Below are 20319 nucleotides of genomic sequence, written 5' to 3'. Positions count from 1 at the left end.
ATGGTGCTGGAGCCTGCTCCAACGCCATGAATCGCTTCACGCTGACCAACATGCGTGGAGTGCTTCAAAAGGTTGATTTTTTCAACTTGATCAAGGAGAAAATAGAAATGGCAACTGCAAAGAAAGCGCCGGCCAAGAAGGCCGCTGCAAAGAAGGCCCCGGCGAAGAAGGCTCCGGCGAAAAAGGTCGCAGCCAAGAAGGCCCCGGCCAAGAAGGTAGCGGCGAAGAAGGCCCCGGCAAAGAAGGCTCCCGCCAAGAAGGTAGCGGCGAAGAAGGCCCCGGCGAAGAAGGCTCCCGCCAAGAAGGCAGCAGCCAAGAAGGCGCCGGCAAAGAAGGCTCCTGCCAAGAAGGTAGCCGCCAAGAAGGCCCCTGCGAAGAAGGCCGCCGCGAAGAAGGCTCCTGCGAAAAAGGCTGCGGCCAAGAAGCCCGCTGCCAAGAAAGCAGCGAAGAAGCCCGCTGCGAAAAAGGCTGCGAAGGCTCCCGCGAAAGCCGCCGTCGCCCCTGCCCCTGCTCCCGCAGCGCAGACGACGTTGAACCCGCAGGCAGCCTGGCCGTTCCCGACGGCCAGCAAGCCCTGAGTCGTTCAGCGGCCTTGAAGGCTGAAGCCCGGTACCGAAAGGCACCGGGCTTTTTTCATGGGCTGCGCCTCAAAGCCCCAACGCGTGCAGGTCGACCTTGTAGTTCTGCGGCCCGCGTTGCGCGATCTTGAGCGCCCCCAGTTGATTGCCGAGCGCGGCACAACGCGCCAGCGGCCAGCCCTGCTCCAGTCCGAACAACAGCGCGCCGCGCCATGCGTCGCCGCATCCGGTCGGCTCGAGCACGGCCGTCGGCTTCACCGCCGGGACGTGTTCGCGCTCGCCATGGATCCACACCTCGCAGCCGTCGGCGCCGAGCGTCACCACCAGTCCGCGCACGCGCTCCGAGATCTCGGCAAGACTCCAGCCCGTGCGCTGCGAGAGCATCTTTCCTTCGTAGTCGTTCACGACCACCCAGCTCGCCAGGTCGACGAAGTGCGCGAGCTCCTTGCCATCGAACATCGGCAGGCCCTGGCCCGGATCGAACACGAAGGGGATGTCGGCCGCCTTGAACTGCTCCGCGTGCTGCAGCATCGCATCGCGGCCATCCGGTGCCACGATGCCGAGCTTGATGTCCTCGCGCGCGGCGACGCGCGTGATGTGGGCCTGCTGCATCGCGCCGGGATGGAAGGCCGTGATCTGGTTGTTGTCCCGGTCGTTCATGATCATCGCCTGCGCCGTGAAGGTGTCGCCCACCTGTCGCACGAACTCGATGCTGATGCCCAGCGAACGCAGGCGCTCCAGGTAGTCGCCGCCATCGCTGCCGACCGTTGCCATCGGCAGCGCTGTTCCGCCCAGCGCGTTGAGGCTGTAGGCGATGTTGCCCGCGCACCCACCGAAGTCGCGGCGCAGGCCGGGGACCAGGAACGACACGTTGAGGATGTGCAACTGGTCGGGGAGGATCTGGTCGGCAAACCGGCCCTCGAAGGTCATGATCGTGTCGAACGCCAGGGAACCGCAAATGACTGCTGCCATGAATGAACCGGGTGAACCGTTGGTTGGATTGAAAGGGAGGAAGGCCGCAAACGCTCAGGGGTAGAGCGTCTCGACACGAAAGCCCGCGACGGGCGGCATCGCTGCCGCCTCGGGACCGGTGAGCTTGAGCGACAGCGACGCCGCGCGTTCGGTGCGGGCCGGCAGGACTGAAGGCGCACCAAACTCCGAAGGTGCAAGCACACGCCGCACCACGGCCCGCTCCTGCGTGTCGAGCAGCGATAGCTCGACCGCCGGCATCGCCAGCGGCACATCGGCGGTATTGCGCAAGGTGAAGCTGAGGCGGAATCCTTCGTCGCTCTTCTCGCGCGAGAATGAAGCACCATCGACCTTGATGTCGTTGATCTGGCGAAGCGCCGAGATCTCGCAGCCGAGCACGCCGCACATGGATGAAATGGCCGGACGCAATCCCGGCTGGCGCGCAACGATGAGATCGCGCTCCTGGTAGACCACCTGCCCGATCAGCAGCAATACGGCAAGTACGGCGAGCGCGCCCATTGATCGGCGAATCGCGGGGCGCTGCCAGAAGCCGTTCCCGCCGGACATTCCCATGAAAGATGGCGTGCCGCGGACGATTTCCACCGGCTGTTCCGGCTCGCTGGCGGCAAGCACCAACGGCGCGGCTTCGATCGAAGCGGCGCTTTCTTCGCGGGCCTTGGCCTTCGCGATCTTGGCGGATTTGACACGCGCGCGCCGCAAGGCTTTTTGCAACTGCGCATTGGCGACATCCTCGGCGGAGGGCGCAGTCTCGGGACTGCCCGATGCTGGCGCCGCCGGGGCAGGGGCCGGCAGCGACAGGTCGATGTCCGGAAAGGAAATTGGCGGCGGCAGCGGCGGTCTCACTGCGGTGCGGCCTTCATCCCCCAGATCGAGCAAGCCCGGGTCCTTCCACAGATCGTCCGCAGCGAGACCGGCCAAAGGCGACGAATCGGCTCCGGGTTTCGAGGGCTCGAGGGATTCGGCATCGGCTGGGAGTTCGTCCCTGCCTGTCGTCGCTGTTGCGTGCTCGTCGTCGAGGAAGTCAACCTCCGCGTCTTCGTGCGTACGATTCTCGACCTCTGACGCGGATGCTGCTTCCGGAGCGGGCGCTTGCTGCTCTTCGACAGGGTGCTCACGCCGTCCACCACCTTCGTTGGACGTCGATGCGGGAGTCGGAATCGAAGGCGCCGGCGCGGGCGTCGTCTCGGGCGCTTCCCGGAGGTCGACGGTTGCATCGAACACCTGACTGCAGCGGCCACAACGCACCCAACCATCCGAGATGCGAAGCTGGTCCTTCACCACTTTGAAAGTGGTTTCGCAGGCGGGGCAGCGCGTGACCAGGCTCATGAGCCGCAGATTGTAAAAGGGGGTCGCACGCCGTCAGCGCGTTGGCTAGAGCTTTGAAGTCATCAGGATCCAGCCGTCTTCGCTGTCGCTCACTTCAAGGGCGGCATACGGCGCATAGGCGAGCTTCAGTTCATCCGCTTGGCGCTCAAGGATACCGGCCAATACCAGTGCGCCGCCGGGTGCGACATGGTCGCAGAGCAAGGGCGCCAGCACCTTGAGCGGCGTCGCGAGGATGTTCGCGAGCACGATGTCGTAGCGCCCCGCTGCTGCCTCGGGCAACCCGGCGTTCAACGTCACGCCGTTCGCCTCGGCATTGAGCCGTGTCGACTCCACTGCGGCGTCATCGATATCGACCGCATCGATCTCGCGCGCACCGAACTTCGCAGCACCGATCGCCAGGATGCCGGAGCCGCAGCCATAGTCCAGCACTCGAAGACCCCCGAGCTCGCCGCGTCGGGCGATCCATCGCAGGCACATGCGCGTGGTCGGATGCGTGCCCGTGCCGAACGCGAGCCCCGGGTCCAGCCGGATGATCTGCCGCGCCTGCGCGGGCGGCTCGTGCCAGGTCGGCACGATCCAGAACTCCGGCGTGACCTCCACTGGCGCAAACTGCGACTGCGTCAACCGCACCCAGTCCTGCTCCGGCACTTCGGCCATCCCGAGCACCTGGCACTCCCCGAAGAAGTCCTGCGCCGCCAGCACCGTCGCCGCTTCCTGCGCGAGCTCCTCGGTCGCGAACAGCGCGATCACGCGCGACCGCTGCCACCCTTCCTTCGGCGGCGGCATGCCCGGCTCACCGAACAGCGCCTGCTCGGCATCGGTCTGCGCATCCGCATCCTCGACCGAGACACTCAACGCGTCGAGCGCATCGAGCGCATCACTGACCGTCTCGACGAGTTCCTCCGGCGCCATCAAACGAAGTTCGAACATAAAAGTCCCTCTCAACAGTCAACGCAAGGCCCCGCCAAGCGAAGCAAGGCGTGTTCGCAAAACACCGCGAGCCGGCTCGGCCGGCTCGCTGGTGTTGCCCCCGGCGAGGGGGTAGGCGAAGCGACACGAAGTGCGCGCAGCCTGGGGGAGCTCAACGCTTATGCGCGGCCAGCCACTCTTCCAGGTAGTGGATGTTGGTACCACCACTCATGAACTTCGCATCGACCATCAACTCGCGGTGCAGCGGGATGTTGGTCTGGATGCCCTCGATCACCGTCTCGTTCAGTGCCGTGCGCATGCGCGCCAGCGCCTGCTCGCGGGTGTCGCCGTGCACGATGATCTTGCCGATCATGGAGTCGTAGTTCGGCGGCACGAAGTAGTTGGTGTAGACGTGCGAATCCACCCGCACCCCCGGTCCGCCCGGCGGATGCCACATCGTGATGCGACCCGGCGAAGGCGTGAACTTGTAGGGATCCTCGGCATTGATCCGGCACTCGATCGCATGGCCCCGCATCTCGATCTGGCGCTGCGTGAAGGGCAGCTTCTCGCCGGCCGCCACCATGATCTGCGTCTTCACGATGTCGATGCCGGTCGTGAACTCCGTGACCGGATGCTCCACCTGCACCCGCGTGTTCATCTCGATGAAATAGAACTCGCCGTTCTCGTAGAGGAACTCGAAGGTGCCGGCGCCCCGGTAGCCGAGCTTCTTGCAAGCCGCTGCGCAGCGCTCGCCGATCTTCTCGATGAGCTTGCGCGGAATACCCGGCGCGGGCGATTCCTCGATCACCTTCTGGTGGCGACGCTGCATCGAGCAATCGCGCTCGCCCAGGTAGACCGCGTTCTTGTGCTTGTCCGCGAGGATCTGGATCTCGATGTGGCGCGGGTCCTGGAGAAACTTCTCCATGTAGACGGCCGGATTGTTGAAAGCCGCGCCGGCCTCGGCCTTGGTCATCTGGATCGCGTTGACCAGTGCCGCCTCGGTGTGGACCACGCGCATGCCACGTCCGCCGCCACCGCCCGCCGCCTTGATGATGACGGGATAGCCGATCGCCCGCGCGATACGCTTGTTGGTGGCCGCGTCGTCCGACAGTTCGCCTTCGGAGCCGGGCACGCAAGGCACGCCGGCCTTGATCATGGACTGCTTGGCCGACACCTTGTCGCCCATGATGCGGATCGACTCGGGCGAGGGGCCGATGAACTGGAAGCCGCTCTGCTCCACGCGTTCGGCAAAGTTCGCGTTCTCGCTCAGGAAGCCGTAGCCGGGATGGATGGCCTCGGAGTCCGTCACCTCGGCCGCGGAGATGATCGCCGGCATGTTGAGGTAGCTCTGCGACGAAGGCGCGGGGCCGATGCACACGGCCTCTTCCGCCAGCTTGACGTATTTCGCCTCGCGGTCGGCCTCGGAATAGACCATCACGGCCTTGATGCCGAGTTCGCTGCAGGCGCGCTGGATTCTTAACGCAATCTCACCACGATTGGCGACCAGTATCTTCTTGAACATGGTCACTCAATGATGAACAGCGGCTGGCCATATTCGACCGCCTGGCCGTTCTCGCCGAGGATCTGGGTGACGGTGCCGGACTTGTCGGCCTCGATCTCGTTCAGGATCTTCATCGCCTCGATGATGCAGACGGTGTCGCCTTCCTTGACCTGGCTGCCGATCTCGACGAATGCCGGGGCACCGGGGCTGGACGAGCGATAGAAAGTGCCCACCATGGGCGACTTGATGGCGTGGCCGGTGGCAGCGGCTTCGGCCGGTGCGGCTGCCGGGGCGCCGGCAGGAGCAGGCGCCGCAGCCGCCCCGATCGCGGGAGCGGCGGCTGGCGCGGCCACGGTTTGCACATACTGAACCGGTGCGGCCACGCCCCCCTTGACGATCCGGACCTTGCCTTCGGCTTCAGTGATTTCCAGTTCGGAAATGTTCGATTCAGACACCAGGTCGATCAGTGTCTTGAGTTTGCGTAGATCCATGGGACTCCAGCCCCGGCTTTGCCGGTTATTAGAATGTAACTCGCCTGAAGATCGGCTTATTTCAGCGTTTCAACGCCAACTGCACGATTCGTGGGGCTGGATTCTAGCCGTGAACTATGCCCGTCGCCATGATTGGAGGTCACCGGCTTCGAGCTTTCCCATTTTACGTGCCGCAACCGAACCGCCCCCGTCGATGAACAGGGTGAAAGGCAAGCCACCCGCCGTGTTGCCCAATTGCTTGACCAGTTCGGTCCCGTTCAGCCCCGCCATTCCGATCGGGTAGCTGACCGGCGTCTTGGCCAGGAATTTACGGACGGCACTTGGCTGATCGATCGCCAATCCGACAACTTGCCAGCCGTTGGCGGCGTTTTCGCGAAAGAAGGCGTCAATCATCGGCATCTCCTCCACGCATGGCGGACACCAGGTGGCCCAGAAGTTGATCAGGACGGGTTTGCCGCGCAGGGCGTCGAGGGCCACTTCACCGCCCTCCGGCCGCTCGAAGCGCTGCGACCAGAAGCTGTCGTCGAGCCGATCACCAGCACGCTGCGCGGACTGGCTTCGCCAGAATGCGCCGCCCGCCCCGGCGACGGCAGCCACTGCGGCGACGCCACCGAAAAGCAAACCGCGGCGCTTCACGCTGAAAGTCATCCACCATCCTTTTCAATCAACCGCCTGAGCGCGGCCAGGTTGCCGCGCGGCACACGTCCCTGAGTGTCGGGCTTGAGCGCTCCCCTCAGGTCGTCGAGGTCATACACGAGCAGGTGCACGCCGATTTCCTCGCCCAGCACGCGGCTGGCGGCGTGGACGCTCAGCGCCTCCACCTGCTCGCCGTGGAAGCCCGTCACCATGCGCGGTTCGTAGTCGACGTGATGGTCGATCAGCGCGATCTCGGCCGATTTCGAGTCGTCGCAGAAGAGTTGGATATAGATGTCCGAAAGCCGCGTTGCGGTGCCGTGCCACACCGCGCCGCCCACATGCGGGCGGAACTGCGCCATCCGTTCCATCCACTCGAGCGCGAGGACGCGGAGCGCATGCAGTTCCTGAGGCTGGGTGTCGGCGCAATAGAGCTGGATGTAGTCACGGACCTCTGCCTCCACTTCGTCGTTGTTCGGTAGCGCCGTGCGGGCAGGCAAGCCCAGGTCGCGGAGCGCGCGGCGCTTGGCGGGCCCGTACTCCAGCCCTTCCTCGACAACGAGGCGGGCCGCAGCGGCGGCGATTTCCTGCTTGGACATGTCCATCGGTTCATTTTGCCCGCAGTACGTCCGACGTAGAAGACTGATGCACGTGCGTCCCTAGAATCGACGGATGCACATTCACATTCTCGGCATCTGCGGTACCTTCATGGGCGGTGTCGCGGCACTGGCGCGCGAAGCCGGCCACCGGGTGACCGGCTGCGACGCCGGCGTCTATCCGCCGATGAGCGACCAGTTGAGAGCGCTCGGCATCGACCTGATCGAAGGCTTCGGCGCCGACCAGTTGGCCCTGAAGCCGGATGTCTTCGTGGTCGGCAACGTGGTGTCGCGCGTCCGCCTCGCCGACGGAACGCCCAAGTTTCCGTTGATGGAAGCGATCCTCGACGCCGGCGCGACCTACACCAGCGGTCCGCAGTGGCTCGCCGAACACGTGCTGCAGGGTCGGCACGTGCTGGCCGTTGCCGGCACGCATGGCAAGACCACCACGACGTCGATGCTGGCATGGATCCTGGAGCGCGCCGGGCTGGCGCCAGGGTTCCTCGTCGGGGGTGTGCCGCTCGACTTCGGCGTCTCCGCCCGCCTCGGTCAGGGCAGCCCGGCGTCCACTTTCGTGATCGAAGCCGATGAATATGACACGGCGTTTTTCGACAAGCGCAGCAAGTTCGTCCACTACCGCCCGCGCACGGCGATCCTGAACAACCTGGAGTTCGACCACGCCGACATCTTCGATGACCTGGCGGCGATCGAGCGGCAGTTCCATCACCTCGTCCGCACCATCCCTGGTACCGGGCGCGTGGTCGTCAATGCCACCGAGGAGAGCCTGCAGCGCGTGCTGGCACAGGGCTGCTGGAGCGAGCTCGCGCGTTTCGGCGCTGGCGGCGAATGGCAGGCGCGCGGATCGCACGATGCCTTCGACGTGCTTCGCCAGGGCGAGCGCGTCGGTCGCGTCGAATGGCCGCTCTCCGGCCTGCACAACCAGATGAATGCACTCGCCGCCATCGCCGCGGCGGAGCATGTCGGCGTCGACCCCGCCGCTGCAGCCGACGCGCTCGGCAGCTTCCGCAATGTGCGCCGGCGCATGGAACTGCGCGGCACGGTGGATCGCCGGCAGGGCGCCATCACCGTCTACGACGATTTCGCGCACCATCCGACCGCGATCCGCACGACGCTCGACGGCCTGCGCCAGAAGCTGAACGCCGAAGGCAGGCAGGGCGAACGCATCTTCGCCGTCTTCGAGCCACGCAGCAACACGATGAAGCTGGGCACGATGACGGCCCAATTGCCCTGGAGCCTGGAAGCAGCCGATCTCTCGTTCTGCCATAGCGGCGGACTGGACTGGGACGCGGCCCTTGCCCTCGCGCCGATGGGCGCACGCGCGCAGGTCGCAGGCAACATTGCAGCGCTTGTCACGCAGGTGGTCGCGGCCGCACGGCCCGGCGATCACATCGTCTGCATGAGCAACGGCGGCTTCGGCGGCGTGCACGAGAAACTCCTGACCGCGCTGAACGGTCCAGAATGAGCCCCATGCGCGCGAAGCAACTCATCGAGACGCTGCAACTGCAGCCGCATCCTGAAGGCGGATGGTTCCGTGAGATGTTTCGCTCGTCCACGCAGGTGATGCCCGCCGACGGCCGCCCCGCGCGCGACGCGCTCACCACCATCTATTTCCTGCTGGAGGCCGACCAGCATTCGCGCTGGCACAGGGTGCAGTCCGACGAGGTATGGATCCATCTCGAAGGCGCACCGCTCGCGCTCTGGATCAGCGATGCCGCGCTGCGCACCGCGCCGGCCCACGTGCGGCTGGGACCTGTCGACGTCCACGGCACCCGACCGCAACACACGGTGCCTGCCGGCCGTTGGCAGGCAGCCCGGCCCATCATCTCCGAGGGCGCCGACGACTACACGCTCGTGAGTTGCACCGTCGGCCCCGGCTTCGACTTCGACGATTTCTCGTTCATGCAGCCCGATGGCGACGAGGCCGCCCTCGTGCGCCACCACTGGCCCGACCTCGCGGCGCTGATCTGATCGAGGCCGCGAGCGGGATCACCCGCGGCGCTGCTTGACGGCTTGCGACAGCACGTCCAGCACCTGTGTCGAATCGTCCCAGCCGAGGCAGGCGTCGGTGATGCTCTTGCCGTATTCGAGGCCGGCGATGTCGTCCTTGCCCGGCGTGAACTTCTGCGCGCCGGCGGTCAGGTGGCTCTCGACCATCAATCCGAACACGCTGCGGCTGCCGCCCGCGATCTGCGCGGCAATGTCCTTGGCCACGTCGATCTGCTTCTGGTGCTGCTTGCTGCTGTTCGCGTGGCTGCAATCGACCATGAGCTTCGGCGGCAGCTTGGCGGCTTCGAGGTCCTTGCAGGCGGCCGCGACGCTGGCCGCGTCGTAGTTGGGCGCCTTGCCGCCGCGCAGGATCACGTGGCAGTCCCTGTTGCCGTTGGTCTGCACGATCGCGACCTGGCCGTTCTTGTGCACCGAGAGGAAGTGGTGTCCGCGCGCAGCGGCCTGGATCGCATCGGTCGCGATGCGGATGTTGCCGTCCGTGCCGTTCTTGAAGCCGATCGGTGCCGACAGGCCGGAGGCCAGTTCGCGGTGCACCTGGCTTTCGGTGGTGCGCGCGCCGATCGCGCCCCAGGAGATCAGGTCGCCGATGTACTGCGGAGAGATCACGTCGAGGAACTCGCTGCCCGCCGGCAGGCCCAGCCGATTGATGTCGATCAGCAACTGTCGCGCGATGCGCAGACCTTCGTCGATGCGGAAGCTTTCGTCGAGGTACGGGTCGTTGATCAGCCCCTTCCATCCCACCGTGGTACGCGGTTTCTCGAAGTACACGCGCATCACGATCTCCAGCGTGTCGGCGTATTTCTCGCGCTCGGCCTTCAGGCGCCGGGCGTATTCGAGTGCCGCGGCCGGGTCGTGGATGGAGCACGGGCCCATCACGACCAGCAGCCGGTCGTCCTTGCCGGCCATGATGTTGTGGATCGCCCGACGGGTGCCGGTGATCAGTGATTCCACGGGCGTGCCCCGGATCGGGAAAAAGCGAATCAGATGCTCTGGAGGAGGCAACACGTTGATGTCCTTGATGCGTTCGTCGTCGGTCTGGCTGGTCTTTTCGACGTTCGCATACCAGGTGTCGCTGGCCGGGGCGGCTTTCGTGCTCATGAGTCGGTCCTTTTCGGGTGTCTTGATTTCGTGAGGGCAATAAAAAAAACCGCCGGGCTTGTGGCACCGGCGGTTTTGGGAGGTTCTGCTTGTCAGCTGCTTTTACGCGCGCGCCTCTCGTCCGCCGGAAACCGGGAACCAAAAGTAGGCAAAGTAATAAGCGCGTGCAGCGGACATAAGTCGCGAATTTAACACATACCCACTACGCACTGGGGAACGAACGCCAGGGGACGTCGCGGAACCGGCACCGCCGGGCCGCCGACGTCGCCCCCGGCCGGGGGTTGGAGAAGCGACACGAAGTGCGCGCATCCTGGGGGCGAGCTCATGCAGTCCCGCCGACGGTCAGGCCGTCGATGCGCAGGGTGGGCTGGCCGACGCCGACCGGCACGCTCTGGCCTTCTTTGCCGCAGGTGCCTACGCCTGAATCGAGCGCCATGTCATTGCCGATCATCGTGACGCGCGTGAGCGCATCCGGCCCGTTGCCCACGAGCGTGGCACCCTTCACCGGGTACTGGATCTTGCCGTTCTCGACCCAGTAGGCCTCGCTCGCCGAGAACACGAACTTGCCGCTCGTGATGTCGACCTGTCCGCCACCGAAGTTGGTGGCATAGAGGCCCTTCTTGATGCTGGCCACGATTTCTTCCGGCACGCGGTCGCCGCTCAGCATGTAGGTATTGGTCATGCGCGGCATCGGCGCGTGCGCATAGCTCTCGCGCCGGCCGTTGCCGGTCGCCTTCGTCTTCATCAGCCGAGCATTCATCGAATCCTGGATGTAGCCCTTGAGGATGCCGTCCTCGATCAGCACGTTGCGCTGCGTGGCGTTGCCCTCGTCATCGACATTGAGCGAGCCGCGGCGGTCGGCAATGGTGCCGTCGTCGAGCACCGTCACGCCCTTCGCGGCAACGCGTTCGCCGATGCGGCCCGAGAACGCGCTCGATCCCTTGCGGTTGAAGTCGCCTTCCAGGCCGTGGCCGATGGCCTCGTGCAACAGGATGCCAGGCCAGCCCGGACCAAGCACCACGGTCATTTCGCCAGCGGGGGCCGGACGCGAATCGAGGTTGACGAGCGCCGACTTGACGGCCTGGTCCACGTATTGCGCGATGTGCTCGTCATCGAAGTAGGCCAGTCCGAAGCGCCCGCCGCCGCCGCCCGAACCGACCTCGCGGCGGCCGTTCTGCTCGGCGATCACGGTGACGGACAGGCGCACCAGCGGTCGCACATCGGCGGCCAGCGTGCCATCGGCGCGCGCCACCAGCACCACGTCGTACTCGCTCGCGAGGCCGGCCATCACTTGCGCGACACGCGGATCGCGGGAGCGAGCGAGTTTCTCGACCCGCTCGAGAAGCTGGACCTTCGCGGTGCTGTCGAGCGTGGAGATCGGATCGACCGCGCCGTAGAGCGATCGGCTGGACGCGATCTTTCGCGTCGGCGCCTTCACCCGCGCCGTGCGCCCGGCGGCGGAGATCGAGCGAACCGTGCGCGCCGCGTCGAGCAACGAGGCTTCGGAGATGTCGTCCGAATAGGCGAAAGCCGTCTTCTCGCCGCTGACGGCGCGAACACCGACACCCTGGTCGATGCTGAAACTGCCGGTCTTGACGATGCCCTCTTCCAGGCTCCAGCCCTCGCTGCGGGTGTACTGGAAGTAGAGGTCGGCGTCGTCCACCTTGTGCGCAGTGATCTCGGCAAGCGCACGGGAGAGGTGCGATTCGTCGAGACCGAAGGGCGTGAGCAGGAGTTCCTGCGCCGTGGCGAGGCGCTCGATGGTGGGTTCGCGAGAAATCATGAAAACATTCTAGGCTCGTGGGCATCTGCTCGCCCCCAGGCTTGCTCACTTCGTGTAGCCGCCACCCCCTACCGGGGGCAACACCGGCGGCCCGGCAGAGCCGGTTCCGCGGTGTTCCTCGAAAGGTCAGGATTGCATTAGTCGCTTGGCGCGGGATATGGACATCAGGATTCCAAGACCCAGACCCAGCGTCACCATCGCGGTGCCGCCGTAGCTGATGAATGGCAACGGGACGCCCACCACCGGCAGGATGCCGCTCACCATCCCCATGTTCACGAAGGCGTACGTGAAGAAGATCATCGTCACCGCGCCGGCCAGGAGGCGGGAGAACAGCGTCGGCGCGTCCAGCGCGATCGCGAGTCCGCGGAAGATCAGGAAGATGAAGCCGGCGATCAGCGCCAGGTTGCCGATCAGGCCGAACTCCTCGGAATAGGCGGCGAAGATGAAGTCGGTGGTGCGCTCAGGGATGAATTCCAGGTGCGTCTGCGTGCCCTGCATGAAGCCCTTGCCGCCGACGCCGCCCGAACCGATGGCGATCATCCCCTGGATGATGTGGAATCCCTTGCCGAGCGGGTCCTTGGTGGGGTCGAGCAGCGTGCAGATGCGCTGCTTCTGGTAGTCGTGCAGGATCCGCCAGTCGAATCCGTCCGCGCACAGTTGCGATTCAAAGCCCACGATGAGCGCCACCGCGATCAGGCCGATCACCACCGGCGGCACGATCAGCTTCCACGACAGCCCCGCGAAGAAGATCACCGACAGCCCGGTGGCCAGCACCAGCAGCGCCGTGCCGAGATCGGGCTGCTTCATGATCAGGCCGATGGGCACGACCAGCAGGAGCGTCGCGACCACGAAATCCAGCGCCCGCAACTGCCCTTCGCGCCGCTGGAACCACCAGGACAGCATCAGCGGCATCGCGATCTTGAGGATTTCGCTGGGCTGGATCACCACACCCACGTTGATCCAGCGCTGCGCGCCCTTCTTGGTGATGCCGAAGAGCGCCACGGCCACCAACAGGCCCACGCCCACGGTATAGAGCGGCACGGCAAAGAACATCAGGCGCTGTGGGGGCACCTGGGCGACAACGAACATGATGAAGCCGGCCAGCAGCATGTTGCGGCCATGGTCGGAGAAACGGGTGCCGTGGTCGTAGCCCGACGAATACATCGTCAGCATGCCGGCGCAGGCCAGGAGCAGCACGGCAAAGGCGAGGAAACCGTCGAAACCCTGGAACACGGGCAACAGGCGTCGCGCGAGCGAGGGTTGGTGGAAGACGGCTGACATGGGGTCCGGGTGGATGTTTCGGGTGCGGATTATCGCGCCCTCGCGCACTCGGGAGAGGCTCCGAAGGCTTTTTCGGTCGCAGTCCTGATAATGTCGCCCCATGCCGCGAACCACCCACCTGCTCTACCTGCACGGTTTTCGCTCGTCACCCCGCTCGACCAAGGCCACGCTCATGGCGCAGCGTGTTGCCCGGGAGCACCCGCACCTGCGGTGGTGGTGCCCCCAGCTGCCGCCTTCGCCGCGCGAGGCGATCGACCTCGTGATGCGGGGCATCGCCGACTGGCCGCGAAGCTCCATGGCGGTCGTCGGCTCTTCCCTGGGCGGCTTCTATGCCACCTATGTCACCAGCACCACCCATTGCCGGGCCGTGCTCCTGAATCCGGCCGTCCACCCTGCCCGCGACCTGGTGCGCCAGATCGGCGACCAGACGCTCTGGCACGACCCGGCCGAGCATTTCCACTTCCGGCCGGAGTACATCGGCGAGCTGCGCGTGCTCGATGCCGGACCGCTGGCGCGGCCCGACCAGGTCTTCGCCATCATCGCCAAGGGCGACGAAGTGCTCGACTGGCGCGAAATGACCGACCGCTACCCCGGCAGCCGCATCGAGCTGCTCGAAGGCGGCGACCACGCGCTCTCGGACTTCGAGGAGCGCCACCTCGACGAGGTGCTGGCCTTCATCGACCCTGTCTGAGGCTTTCCGAGGGTCTGCGAGCGGCGGAACACGCCGCAGCCCATGGGACAATCCGCGCCATGTTTGTATTGTTCGAAGAAGCCGGCAAGTACCTGGGTGGCCGCGTCCTGTCGGAGGCGGAGTCCTCTGCGCAGGTCGAGCTCGAGACCGGCAAGCGCGTCAAGGTCAAGGGCGCCAACATCGTGCTGCGGTTCGAGAAGCCGGCGCCGCCCGAGCTGCTGGCCGAGGCGCGAGCGATGGCCGCCGCGGTCGATCTCGACCTGGCGTGGGAATTCGCGCCCGAGGGCGAGTTCAGCTTCGCCGAGCTCGCCGCCGAGTATTTCCAGGCCAATCCGCCCCTCGTCCAGCAAGCCGCGGCCCTGCTGGCGCTGTTCGAGGCACCGCACTATTTCCGCCGAGCCGGCAAGGGCCGTTTCAAGAAGGCACCGGCCGAGATCATCCAGCAGGCGCTGGCGGCCATCGAGAAGAAGAAAGCCGTCCAGGCACAGATCGCCGATTGGTCCGCCCAACTGGCGGCCGGCGAGTGCCCGGCGCCGGTGCGCGAGCAACTCTTCAAGATCCTGTTCCGGCCCGACAAGAACGCGCCGGAATACAAGGCTGTCGTCGAGGCTTCGCGCGCCACGCAGCGGGCGCCGCTCGATTTGCTGAAGCGGGCAGGCGCCATCGACTCGTCCTACCAGTTCCACTGGCACCGCTTCCTGTTCGAGAACTTTCCGAAGGGCACCGCCTTCCCGGCGCTCACCGCGCCCGTCATTGCCGACGAGTTGCCGCTGGCGGATGTGCAGGCCTTCTCGATCGACGATTCGCAGACCACCGAGATCGACGACGCGCTGTCGGTACGGGGCCTCGGCACCGGCACGGTGATCGTCGGCATCCACATCGCGGCGCCGGGCCTGGCACTCGTGCCGGGCAGCCCGATCGATCAGGTGGCGCGTGCGCGCATGTCGACTGTCTACATGCCGGGCCACAAGATCACGATGCTGCCCGACCACGTGGTCGAGGCCTACACCCTGCAGGAAGGCCGCGACTGCCCGGCCGTCTCGCTCTATGCGACCTTCGACGAATCGACGCTCGAACTGAAGGGCACCCAGACCCGCCTCGAGCGCGTGCCGATCGTCGCCAACCTGCGGCACGACCAGCTCGACGCCGTCGTCACGCAGGCGTGGCTGGAGGATGCATCGGTGAACGCCGACAGCACGCCCGCGGTGGCCCAAGGCGTGCGCGAGCCGCTGTCCTTCCTGTTCCGCCTGGCAAAGCAGCTGAAGGCGCAGCGCGAAGTGGTGCGCGGCAAGCCAGAGAGCTTCAACCGGCCCGACTACAACTTCCGCCTCGTCGGCAACGACGGCGAGCCCACCGGCAGCGAGCAGGTGCAGATCACCACGCGCCAGCGCGGCGCGCCGCTCGACCTGATCGTGTCCGAGGCCATGATCCTCGCCAACAGCAGCTGGGGCGGCTGGCTCGGCGAACTGGGCGTGCCGGGCCTCTACCGCAGCCAGGCCAGCCTCGCGCCCGGCATCAAGGTGCGCATGGGCACACGCGCCCTGCCGCATGCCGGTCTCGGTGTGAAGAGCTACGCCTGGAGCACCTCGCCGCTGCGCCGCTACACCGACCTCGTGAACCAGTGGCAGATCATCGCGGCCGCGCGCCACGGCAAGACCGCTGCGCTGGCCGCGCCGTTCAAGCCGAAGGATGCCGACCTGTTCTCCATCCTCTCGGGATTCGACGCGGCCTACAGCACTTACAACGCGCACCAGGGCGGCATGGAGCGCTTCTGGACGCTCAAGTACCTGCAACAGCAGGGCATCACCGAACTCGACGCGACCCTGGTCAAGGACGTGCCCAACGGTGCGCTGGTGCGTGCCGACACACTGCCGCTGGTGTTCCAGGTGACTGGGACGCAGGGACTGCTTCGCGGCGCGCACGTGCGCGTCAAGCTCGGCGAGATCGACGAGATCGCGCTCGACGTGCACGGCTCCGTCATCGAGCGTCTCGATGCAGCGCCGTCCGAAGCCACGCCAGAGGACGAAGCCGGCGAGGACGAGGAAGAGGTCGCCGGCCCGATCGCGATCGCGGTCGACCTCGCGGACAGCGAGGCCGCACCGGAGAACGCTCCGGCATGAGCCTGGAAGAGGAAATCAACCGATGAACCTGCGCGACCTCAGCACGCTGCAGATTGCGCTCGGCCTGTCCGTGGTCGCCCATGCGGCCCTGCTGACCGTCCGATTCGTCGATCCGGAGTCCTTCAACCGCGTCTTCAAGGAGACGCCGCTGGAGGTCATCCTGGTCAATGCCCGGACCAATGAGCGACCCGACAAGGCGAAGGCGATCGCCCAGGCCTCGCTGGCCGGCGGCGGCGATCTCGACAAGGGACGCGCCACCAGCCCGCTGCCGCCCTCCGCCTTCACGACCACGGGCGACGCGATGGAAGAGCAGCAGCGCCAACTCGAATCGATGCAGCAGCAGCAGATGCTGCTGCTCGCCCAGATCAAGCAGCAGCTCGCATCGATGCCGGTGCCCGATCCCCGCAGCCAGGGCAATCCGACCGAAAACGACGCCCGCGAGGAAAAGCGCCGCCAACTGGTCGACCTGCTCGCGGAAATCGAACGCCGCGTCAACGAAGAGAACGCACGGCCCAAGAAGCGCTACATCAGCCCCGCCACGCGCGAGGCCGCCTATGCCGCCTACGTCGATGCCCTCCGTCGCAAGATCGAGGTGCGCGGCACCGAGAACTTCCCCGAGGCCGCGGGCAAGAAGATGTACGGCGAGCTCACGATGATGGTGACCGTCAATCACGACGGCTCGATCCTCGCGACCGACATCGTCGAGAGCTCGGGCAACCGCCTGCTGGACCGGCGCGCTCAGGCGATCGTGCGCAGCATCGGCAGCTTCGGCAAGTTCACCGATGCGATGCGGCGCCAGTCCGACCAGATCGTGCTGCCGTCGCGCTTCAAGTTCACCCACGACGAGACGCTCGAGACGCAGCTTTCGTCCAGACAATGAGCGAGGCGACGCCATGGACCTGTACTGCGTGATGGGCAATCCGGTCGAGCACAGCCGCTCGCCCTGGATTCATGCGCGCTTCGCCGAACTCACCGGCCAGACGCTCGACTACGGCCGACGCCTTGTACCGATCGGTGGATTTGCCGATGCCGTCGCGGCCTTTCGCGCCGACGCCGCGGGCACGGCACGCGGCTGCAACGTCACGGTGCCCTTCAAGTTCGATGCTGCCGCGCTCGCGGCGCAGCACCTGACGCCGCGCGCAACGCTGGCGCACGCCGTCAACTTGCTGAGCTTTCGTGAGGATGGCGTCCACGGCGACAACAGTGACGGCATCGGGCTGGTCAACGACATCACGCTGCACGCGGGCGTTGCGATCTCAAGCAGCGAATTGCTGCTGCTCGGCGCGGGCGGCGCGGCTGCGGGCGTGCTGGGTCCGTTGCTCGAAGCCCGTCCGCGACGCGTCGTCGTTGCCAACCGCACGCTCGCGAAGGCCATTGCGCTGGTCCAGCGCCACGCGCCACTCGCACTGCAGCACCACGTCGCGCTGGAGGCGCAGGCACTGCACGAAGTGCCCGGCACCTTCGACGTGGTGATCAACGCCACGGCTTCGAGCCTGGCGGGCGGCGAAGTCCCAGTCGACGGCCGCCGCGCGCACGGCGCCGTGCCGCGCGACGGACTCGGCATGCTGGTCGAACAGGCGGCCGAAGCCTTCGAGACCTGGCGCGGCATCCGGCCGCCGACGGCCACGGTGCTGGCCGAACTGCGCGCCATCGTCGACGCGAAGTGAAGCCCTTTCTTCGCTGGCTCGGCTGCCTGCTGATCGCCGCCTTTGCGCTCCAGCTCTTCTTCATCCTGCGGATCGCCGCGATGGCGGCCATCGACCCCGAATCCACGGCCTTCCAGCGCTCCGAGGCGTGGCAGCTCGCGACCCACGGACGCAGCAACGGCGAACGCGACTGGCAGCAGCGCTGGGTTCCCTATACGCAGATCTCCGACTCGCTCAAGCGCGCGGTGATCGCGAGCGAGGACAGCGAGTTCGTCTATCACCAGGGCGTGGAGTGGGAGGCCATCGAGCGGGCCCGCCAGCGCAATGCCAAGGCCGAGGAACTCGCCGCCCGCCGCGCCGCGCAGATGCGCGCGCGGGGCAAGGAGCCGCGCGCGCCACAGTTGCGCGGCGGCTCGACCATCACCCAGCAACTGGCCAAGAACCTGCTGTTGTCCGGCGAGCGCACGCTGCTGCGCAAAGGGCAGGAGCTGGTGCTCGCCACCGCGCTCGAAGTGATGCTGAGCAAGCAGCGCATTCTCGAGATCTACCTCAACAATGTCGAATGGGGCGAAGGCATCTTCGGCGCCGAAGCCGCGGCCCAGCACTACTTCAGGAAGCCCGCGTCACGGCTCAGCGCCAGCGAGGCCGCACGGCTCGCCGTGATGCTGCCCAGCCCCAAGTACTTCGAGCGCCGCCAAGGCTCGGGCTACCTCGCCAGCCGCACCGGCACGATCGTGGCGCGAATGCCGGCCGCGGAACTGCCCTAGCTCAACCTATCATCGACTTCATGCTTGCCAAGTTCACGGGGTGGGGATTGCTGGCCTTGATCCGGTTGCTCACCGGCGCGCAGGCGCGTTGGTGGGGATGCCCGCCCAAGGCCGAGCAGCGCATCTACTTCGCCAATCACCAAAGCCATCTCGATCTCGTGATGATCTGGGCCGCTCTTCCCGAAGAGCTGCGCAGCATCACGCGGCCGATCGCCGCGCGCGACTACTGGGCCAACTCGACCTTCAAGCGCTGGATCACGACCGAGGTGTTCCATGCGATCTACGTGGAGCGCGGCGGTGGCGCACCGGTGGTGCCACCCGAGCCGCCCGCGCCACCACCACCGGCCGAGCGCATCGAGCCGTCGTTCGACGACGTCCCGCCGCCGGATCCGGCGCCCGTCGAGCCATGGACTTCCCAGGTCGAACTACCGCTGTCGCAGCCCGGTCCAGAACCGGTGCCGCTTGCGACGCCCGGCAGCGTCGAGGCGCTCGCTCCGCTCCAGCCCCTGATCGAAGCGCTGCAGAGCGGTGACTCGATCATCATCTTCCCGGAGGGCACGCGCGGCCACACGGGCGAGCCGCAGAAGTTCAAGTCGGGCCTGTTTACGCTCGCGCAGATGTTCCCGGAAGCGGTGCTCGTACCGGCCTGGATCGACAACGTGCAGCGGGTGATGCCCAAGGGCGAGGTAGTGCCGGTGCCGATCCTCTGCTCGGTCACCTTCGGCGAACCCATCCAGCTTGAAGCGGGTGAAGAGCGACGCCCCTTTCTCGATCGGGCCCGCGAGGCCGTGGTCGCGCTGCGGGACGTCTAGATGTACCAGTACCTCCGCAATCTTTCATCGACCCACCAGGTCGCTGCCCTCTTCTTCATCGTGTTCGGGCTGCTGTTCATCGTGAGCACCGTGGCCTTCCTGCTGAGCTTCAGGGAGCGCCGCAACCCGGTACATGACGAGATCTGGCAGCGCGAGCTTCATCACTTCCGCGCGCTCCTGCGCACGACGTGGGTGATGGTGATCGTGTTCTGGGTCGGCTGGGCACTGGGCGAGAAGGTCGCGACGCTGCTTTTCGCGTTCATCTCCTTCCTTGCGTTGCGCGAGTTCATCTCGATGTCGCCGACCCGGCGCGGAGACCATCGCAGCCTGATCCTTGCCTTCTTCTTCGTGCTGCCGATCCAGTTCTGGCTGGTTGCGACGGCGCACTTCGACCTGTTCACGGTGTTCATCCCGGTCTATGTGTTCCTCGCGATTCCGGTGGTGAGCGCGCTGGCCGACGATCCGAGCCACTTCCTCGAGCGCAACGCCAAGCTGCAATGGGGGATCATGGTCTGCGTCTACGGCATGAGCCATGTCCCTGCGCTGCTGCTGCTGTCCTTTCCGCGCTACGAAGGCAAGAACGCATTCCTCGTCTTCTATCTCGTGTTCGTGGTGCAGACCTGCATGATCGTCCAGCACCTCGTGTCGCGCCGGAAGACGATGCCGGTGGAAGGTGCGCCGCCGCCGGAGCCGCCGAAAGGCTGGCTCGCTGCGGCGCGCTATCGGCTGTTCATGCAGCCACCCTTCGCGCCGAACGTGAGCCGCAGCTTCAACTGGACCAGTTGGGCCTTGGGCATGGCGATCGCCAGCGTGGTCGGCGCACTGCTCTCCTTCATCACGCCGTTCAAATTCGGGCAGGCGCTCGCCATGTCGCTGATCGCCTGCGTGGCGGGCTCCATGGGCCACCTCGTGATGAAGGCACTCAAGCGCGACCGCGGCATCCCCAACTGGGGCCGGCGCGGCGTGGGCGTGACCGGCGCCAACGGTCTGTTGGACCGCGTGGATGCGCTCTGCTTCGCCGCTCCGGTGTTCTTCCACGCGGTGCGCTGGTACTTCGACGTATGAGCCC

Annotated in this window: 20 protein-coding genes; 10 read left to right on the top strand and 10 right to left on the bottom strand. The window is 66.1% G+C overall.

Going from position 1 to position 20319, the window contains the following annotated elements; genetic code table 11:
* Nucleotides 1–107 precede the first annotated feature (107 nt).
* Nucleotides 108–578 carry a histone H1-like DNA-binding protein gene (locus AC1D3B_RS27700; RefSeq protein WP_478193933.1) on the top strand — a complete coding sequence of 157 codons (471 nt, stop codon included), beginning with the start codon at nucleotides 108–110 and terminating at the stop codon, nucleotides 576–578.
* 69 nt (nucleotides 579–647) lie between these two features.
* Here AC1D3B_RS27700 and AC1D3B_RS27695 read toward each other — a convergent pair whose 3' ends face one another.
* From AC1D3B_RS27695 to AC1D3B_RS27665, 7 genes are all read right to left on the bottom strand, one after another.
* Nucleotides 648–1550, bottom strand: coding sequence for a carbohydrate kinase family protein (locus AC1D3B_RS27695; RefSeq protein ID WP_478193878.1), 903 nt, complete (start codon nucleotides 1548–1550; stop codon nucleotides 648–650).
* A gap of 54 nt (nucleotides 1551–1604) precedes the next feature.
* Nucleotides 1605–2894 (bottom strand): zinc-ribbon and DUF3426 domain-containing protein, encoded by a 1290-nt coding sequence (locus AC1D3B_RS27690; RefSeq protein WP_478193877.1) that lies wholly within the window; start codon nucleotides 2892–2894, stop codon nucleotides 1605–1607.
* 45 nt (nucleotides 2895–2939) lie between these two features.
* On the bottom strand, nucleotides 2940–3824 hold the full coding sequence (prmA, locus tag AC1D3B_RS27685) for a 50S ribosomal protein L11 methyltransferase (protein WP_478193876.1): 885 nt from the start codon (nucleotides 3822–3824) through the stop codon (nucleotides 2940–2942).
* A 151-nt stretch (nucleotides 3825–3975) separates the two neighbouring features.
* Nucleotides 3976–5325, bottom strand: coding sequence for an acetyl-CoA carboxylase biotin carboxylase subunit (gene accC / locus AC1D3B_RS27680; protein ID WP_478193875.1), 1350 nt, complete (start codon nucleotides 5323–5325; stop codon nucleotides 3976–3978).
* Nucleotides 5326–5327: 2 nt separating this feature from the next.
* Nucleotides 5328–5795, bottom strand: coding sequence for an acetyl-CoA carboxylase biotin carboxyl carrier protein (gene accB, locus AC1D3B_RS27675; RefSeq protein WP_478193874.1), 468 nt, complete (start codon nucleotides 5793–5795; stop codon nucleotides 5328–5330).
* 114 nt (nucleotides 5796–5909) lie between these two features.
* Nucleotides 5910–6443, bottom strand: a complete 534-nt coding sequence (locus tag AC1D3B_RS27670) for a TlpA family protein disulfide reductase (protein ID WP_478193873.1) — start codon at nucleotides 6441–6443, stop codon at nucleotides 5910–5912.
* A complete protein-coding gene (locus AC1D3B_RS27665) occupies nucleotides 6440–7033 on the bottom strand; it encodes a hypothetical protein (RefSeq protein ID WP_478193872.1) in 594 nt (197 codons plus the stop codon). Before AC1D3B_RS27665 ends, AC1D3B_RS27670 begins: the two co-directional genes overlap by 4 nt.
* Before the next feature lie 67 nt (nucleotides 7034–7100).
* On the opposite strand from AC1D3B_RS27665, the gene mpl reads away from it, so the two are divergent.
* Nucleotides 7101–8507, top strand: a complete 1407-nt coding sequence (gene mpl, locus AC1D3B_RS27660) for a UDP-N-acetylmuramate:L-alanyl-gamma-D-glutamyl-meso-diaminopimelate ligase (protein WP_478193871.1) — start codon at nucleotides 7101–7103, stop codon at nucleotides 8505–8507.
* A gap of 5 nt (nucleotides 8508–8512) precedes the next feature.
* A complete protein-coding gene (locus AC1D3B_RS27655; RefSeq protein WP_478193870.1) occupies nucleotides 8513–9013 on the top strand; it encodes a cupin domain-containing protein in 501 nt (166 codons plus the stop codon).
* Between the two features lie 18 nt (nucleotides 9014–9031).
* On the opposite strand, the gene AC1D3B_RS27650 is transcribed toward AC1D3B_RS27655, so the two are convergent.
* From AC1D3B_RS27650 to rodA, 3 genes are all read right to left on the bottom strand, one after another.
* A complete protein-coding gene (locus tag AC1D3B_RS27650) occupies nucleotides 9032–10150 on the bottom strand; it encodes a 3-deoxy-7-phosphoheptulonate synthase (protein ID WP_478193869.1) in 1119 nt (372 codons plus the stop codon).
* Nucleotides 10151–10472: 322 nt separating this feature from the next.
* On the bottom strand, nucleotides 10473–11933 hold the full coding sequence (gene tldD / locus AC1D3B_RS27645; protein ID WP_478193868.1) for a metalloprotease TldD: 1461 nt from the start codon (nucleotides 11931–11933) through the stop codon (nucleotides 10473–10475).
* Between the two features lie 126 nt (nucleotides 11934–12059).
* Complete coding sequence (rodA, locus tag AC1D3B_RS27640; RefSeq protein WP_478193867.1) at nucleotides 12060–13214, bottom strand: rod shape-determining protein RodA; 1155 nt, start codon at nucleotides 13212–13214, stop codon at nucleotides 12060–12062.
* A 100-nt stretch (nucleotides 13215–13314) separates the two neighbouring features.
* Here rodA and AC1D3B_RS27635 point away from each other — a divergent pair, with 100 nt between their 5' ends.
* The 7 genes from AC1D3B_RS27635 to AC1D3B_RS27605 are packed head-to-tail and all read left to right on the top strand — an operon-like array spanning nucleotide 13315 to nucleotide 20315.
* A complete protein-coding gene (locus AC1D3B_RS27635; RefSeq protein ID WP_478193866.1) occupies nucleotides 13315–13905 on the top strand; it encodes a YqiA/YcfP family alpha/beta fold hydrolase in 591 nt (196 codons plus the stop codon).
* 59 nt (nucleotides 13906–13964) lie between these two features.
* The gene (locus tag AC1D3B_RS27630; protein ID WP_478193865.1) at nucleotides 13965–16025 is read left to right on the top strand and encodes a ribonuclease catalytic domain-containing protein; all 2061 of its coding nucleotides are present in this window, start codon (nucleotides 13965–13967) and stop codon (nucleotides 16023–16025) included.
* A gap of 22 nt (nucleotides 16026–16047) precedes the next feature.
* The gene (locus AC1D3B_RS27625) at nucleotides 16048–16905 is read left to right on the top strand and encodes an energy transducer TonB (RefSeq protein WP_478193864.1); all 858 of its coding nucleotides are present in this window, start codon (nucleotides 16048–16050) and stop codon (nucleotides 16903–16905) included.
* A 13-nt stretch (nucleotides 16906–16918) separates the two neighbouring features.
* Nucleotides 16919–17692, top strand: coding sequence for a shikimate dehydrogenase (gene aroE, locus AC1D3B_RS27620; RefSeq protein WP_478193863.1), 774 nt, complete (start codon nucleotides 16919–16921; stop codon nucleotides 17690–17692).
* Nucleotides 17689–18438 (top strand): monofunctional biosynthetic peptidoglycan transglycosylase, encoded by a 750-nt coding sequence (gene mtgA / locus AC1D3B_RS27615; protein WP_478193862.1) that lies wholly within the window; start codon nucleotides 17689–17691, stop codon nucleotides 18436–18438. The genes aroE and mtgA overlap by 4 nt, the downstream gene beginning before the upstream one ends.
* 20 nt (nucleotides 18439–18458) lie before the next feature.
* Entirely contained in the window at nucleotides 18459–19250 is a 792-nt protein-coding gene (locus tag AC1D3B_RS27610) for a lysophospholipid acyltransferase family protein (RefSeq protein WP_478193861.1), read from the top strand.
* Complete coding sequence (locus AC1D3B_RS27605) at nucleotides 19251–20315, top strand: phosphatidate cytidylyltransferase (RefSeq protein WP_478193860.1); 1065 nt, start codon at nucleotides 19251–19253, stop codon at nucleotides 20313–20315.
* Nucleotides 20316–20319 lie beyond the last annotated feature (4 nt).

The organism is Variovorax sp. P5_A3 (assembly GCF_056400665.1).
This window is presented reverse-complemented; position numbering and strand designations above follow the sequence as displayed.

Coding starts and splice junctions, on each gene's coding strand:
- AC1D3B_RS27700 (WP_478193933.1), top strand. CDS start 108: ATGGCAACTGCAAAGAAAGCGCCGGCCAAGAAGGCCGCTGCAAAGAAG.
- AC1D3B_RS27695 (WP_478193878.1), bottom strand. CDS start 1,550: ATGGCAGCAGTCATTTGCGGTTCCCTGGCGTTCGACACGATCATGACC.
- AC1D3B_RS27690 (WP_478193877.1), bottom strand. CDS start 2,894: ATGAGCCTGGTCACGCGCTGCCCCGCCTGCGAAACCACTTTCAAAGTG.
- prmA (WP_478193876.1), bottom strand. CDS start 3,824: ATGTTCGAACTTCGTTTGATGGCGCCGGAGGAACTCGTCGAGACGGTC.
- accC (WP_478193875.1), bottom strand. CDS start 5,325: ATGTTCAAGAAGATACTGGTCGCCAATCGTGGTGAGATTGCGTTAAGA.
- accB (WP_478193874.1), bottom strand. CDS start 5,795: ATGGATCTACGCAAACTCAAGACACTGATCGACCTGGTGTCTGAATCG.
- AC1D3B_RS27670 (WP_478193873.1), bottom strand. CDS start 6,443: ATGACTTTCAGCGTGAAGCGCCGCGGTTTGCTTTTCGGTGGCGTCGCC.
- AC1D3B_RS27665 (WP_478193872.1), bottom strand. CDS start 7,033: ATGGACATGTCCAAGCAGGAAATCGCCGCCGCTGCGGCCCGCCTCGTT.
- mpl (WP_478193871.1), top strand. CDS start 7,101: ATGCACATTCACATTCTCGGCATCTGCGGTACCTTCATGGGCGGTGTC.
- AC1D3B_RS27655 (WP_478193870.1), top strand. CDS start 8,513: ATGCGCGCGAAGCAACTCATCGAGACGCTGCAACTGCAGCCGCATCCT.
- AC1D3B_RS27650 (WP_478193869.1), bottom strand. CDS start 10,150: ATGAGCACGAAAGCCGCCCCGGCCAGCGACACCTGGTATGCGAACGTC.
- tldD (WP_478193868.1), bottom strand. CDS start 11,933: ATGATTTCTCGCGAACCCACCATCGAGCGCCTCGCCACGGCGCAGGAA.
- rodA (WP_478193867.1), bottom strand. CDS start 13,214: ATGTCAGCCGTCTTCCACCAACCCTCGCTCGCGCGACGCCTGTTGCCC.
- AC1D3B_RS27635 (WP_478193866.1), top strand. CDS start 13,315: ATGCCGCGAACCACCCACCTGCTCTACCTGCACGGTTTTCGCTCGTCA.
- AC1D3B_RS27630 (WP_478193865.1), top strand. CDS start 13,965: ATGTTTGTATTGTTCGAAGAAGCCGGCAAGTACCTGGGTGGCCGCGTC.
- AC1D3B_RS27625 (WP_478193864.1), top strand. CDS start 16,048: ATGAACCTGCGCGACCTCAGCACGCTGCAGATTGCGCTCGGCCTGTCC.
- aroE (WP_478193863.1), top strand. CDS start 16,919: ATGGACCTGTACTGCGTGATGGGCAATCCGGTCGAGCACAGCCGCTCG.
- AC1D3B_RS27610 (WP_478193861.1), top strand. CDS start 18,459: ATGCTTGCCAAGTTCACGGGGTGGGGATTGCTGGCCTTGATCCGGTTG.
- AC1D3B_RS27605 (WP_478193860.1), top strand. CDS start 19,251: ATGTACCAGTACCTCCGCAATCTTTCATCGACCCACCAGGTCGCTGCC.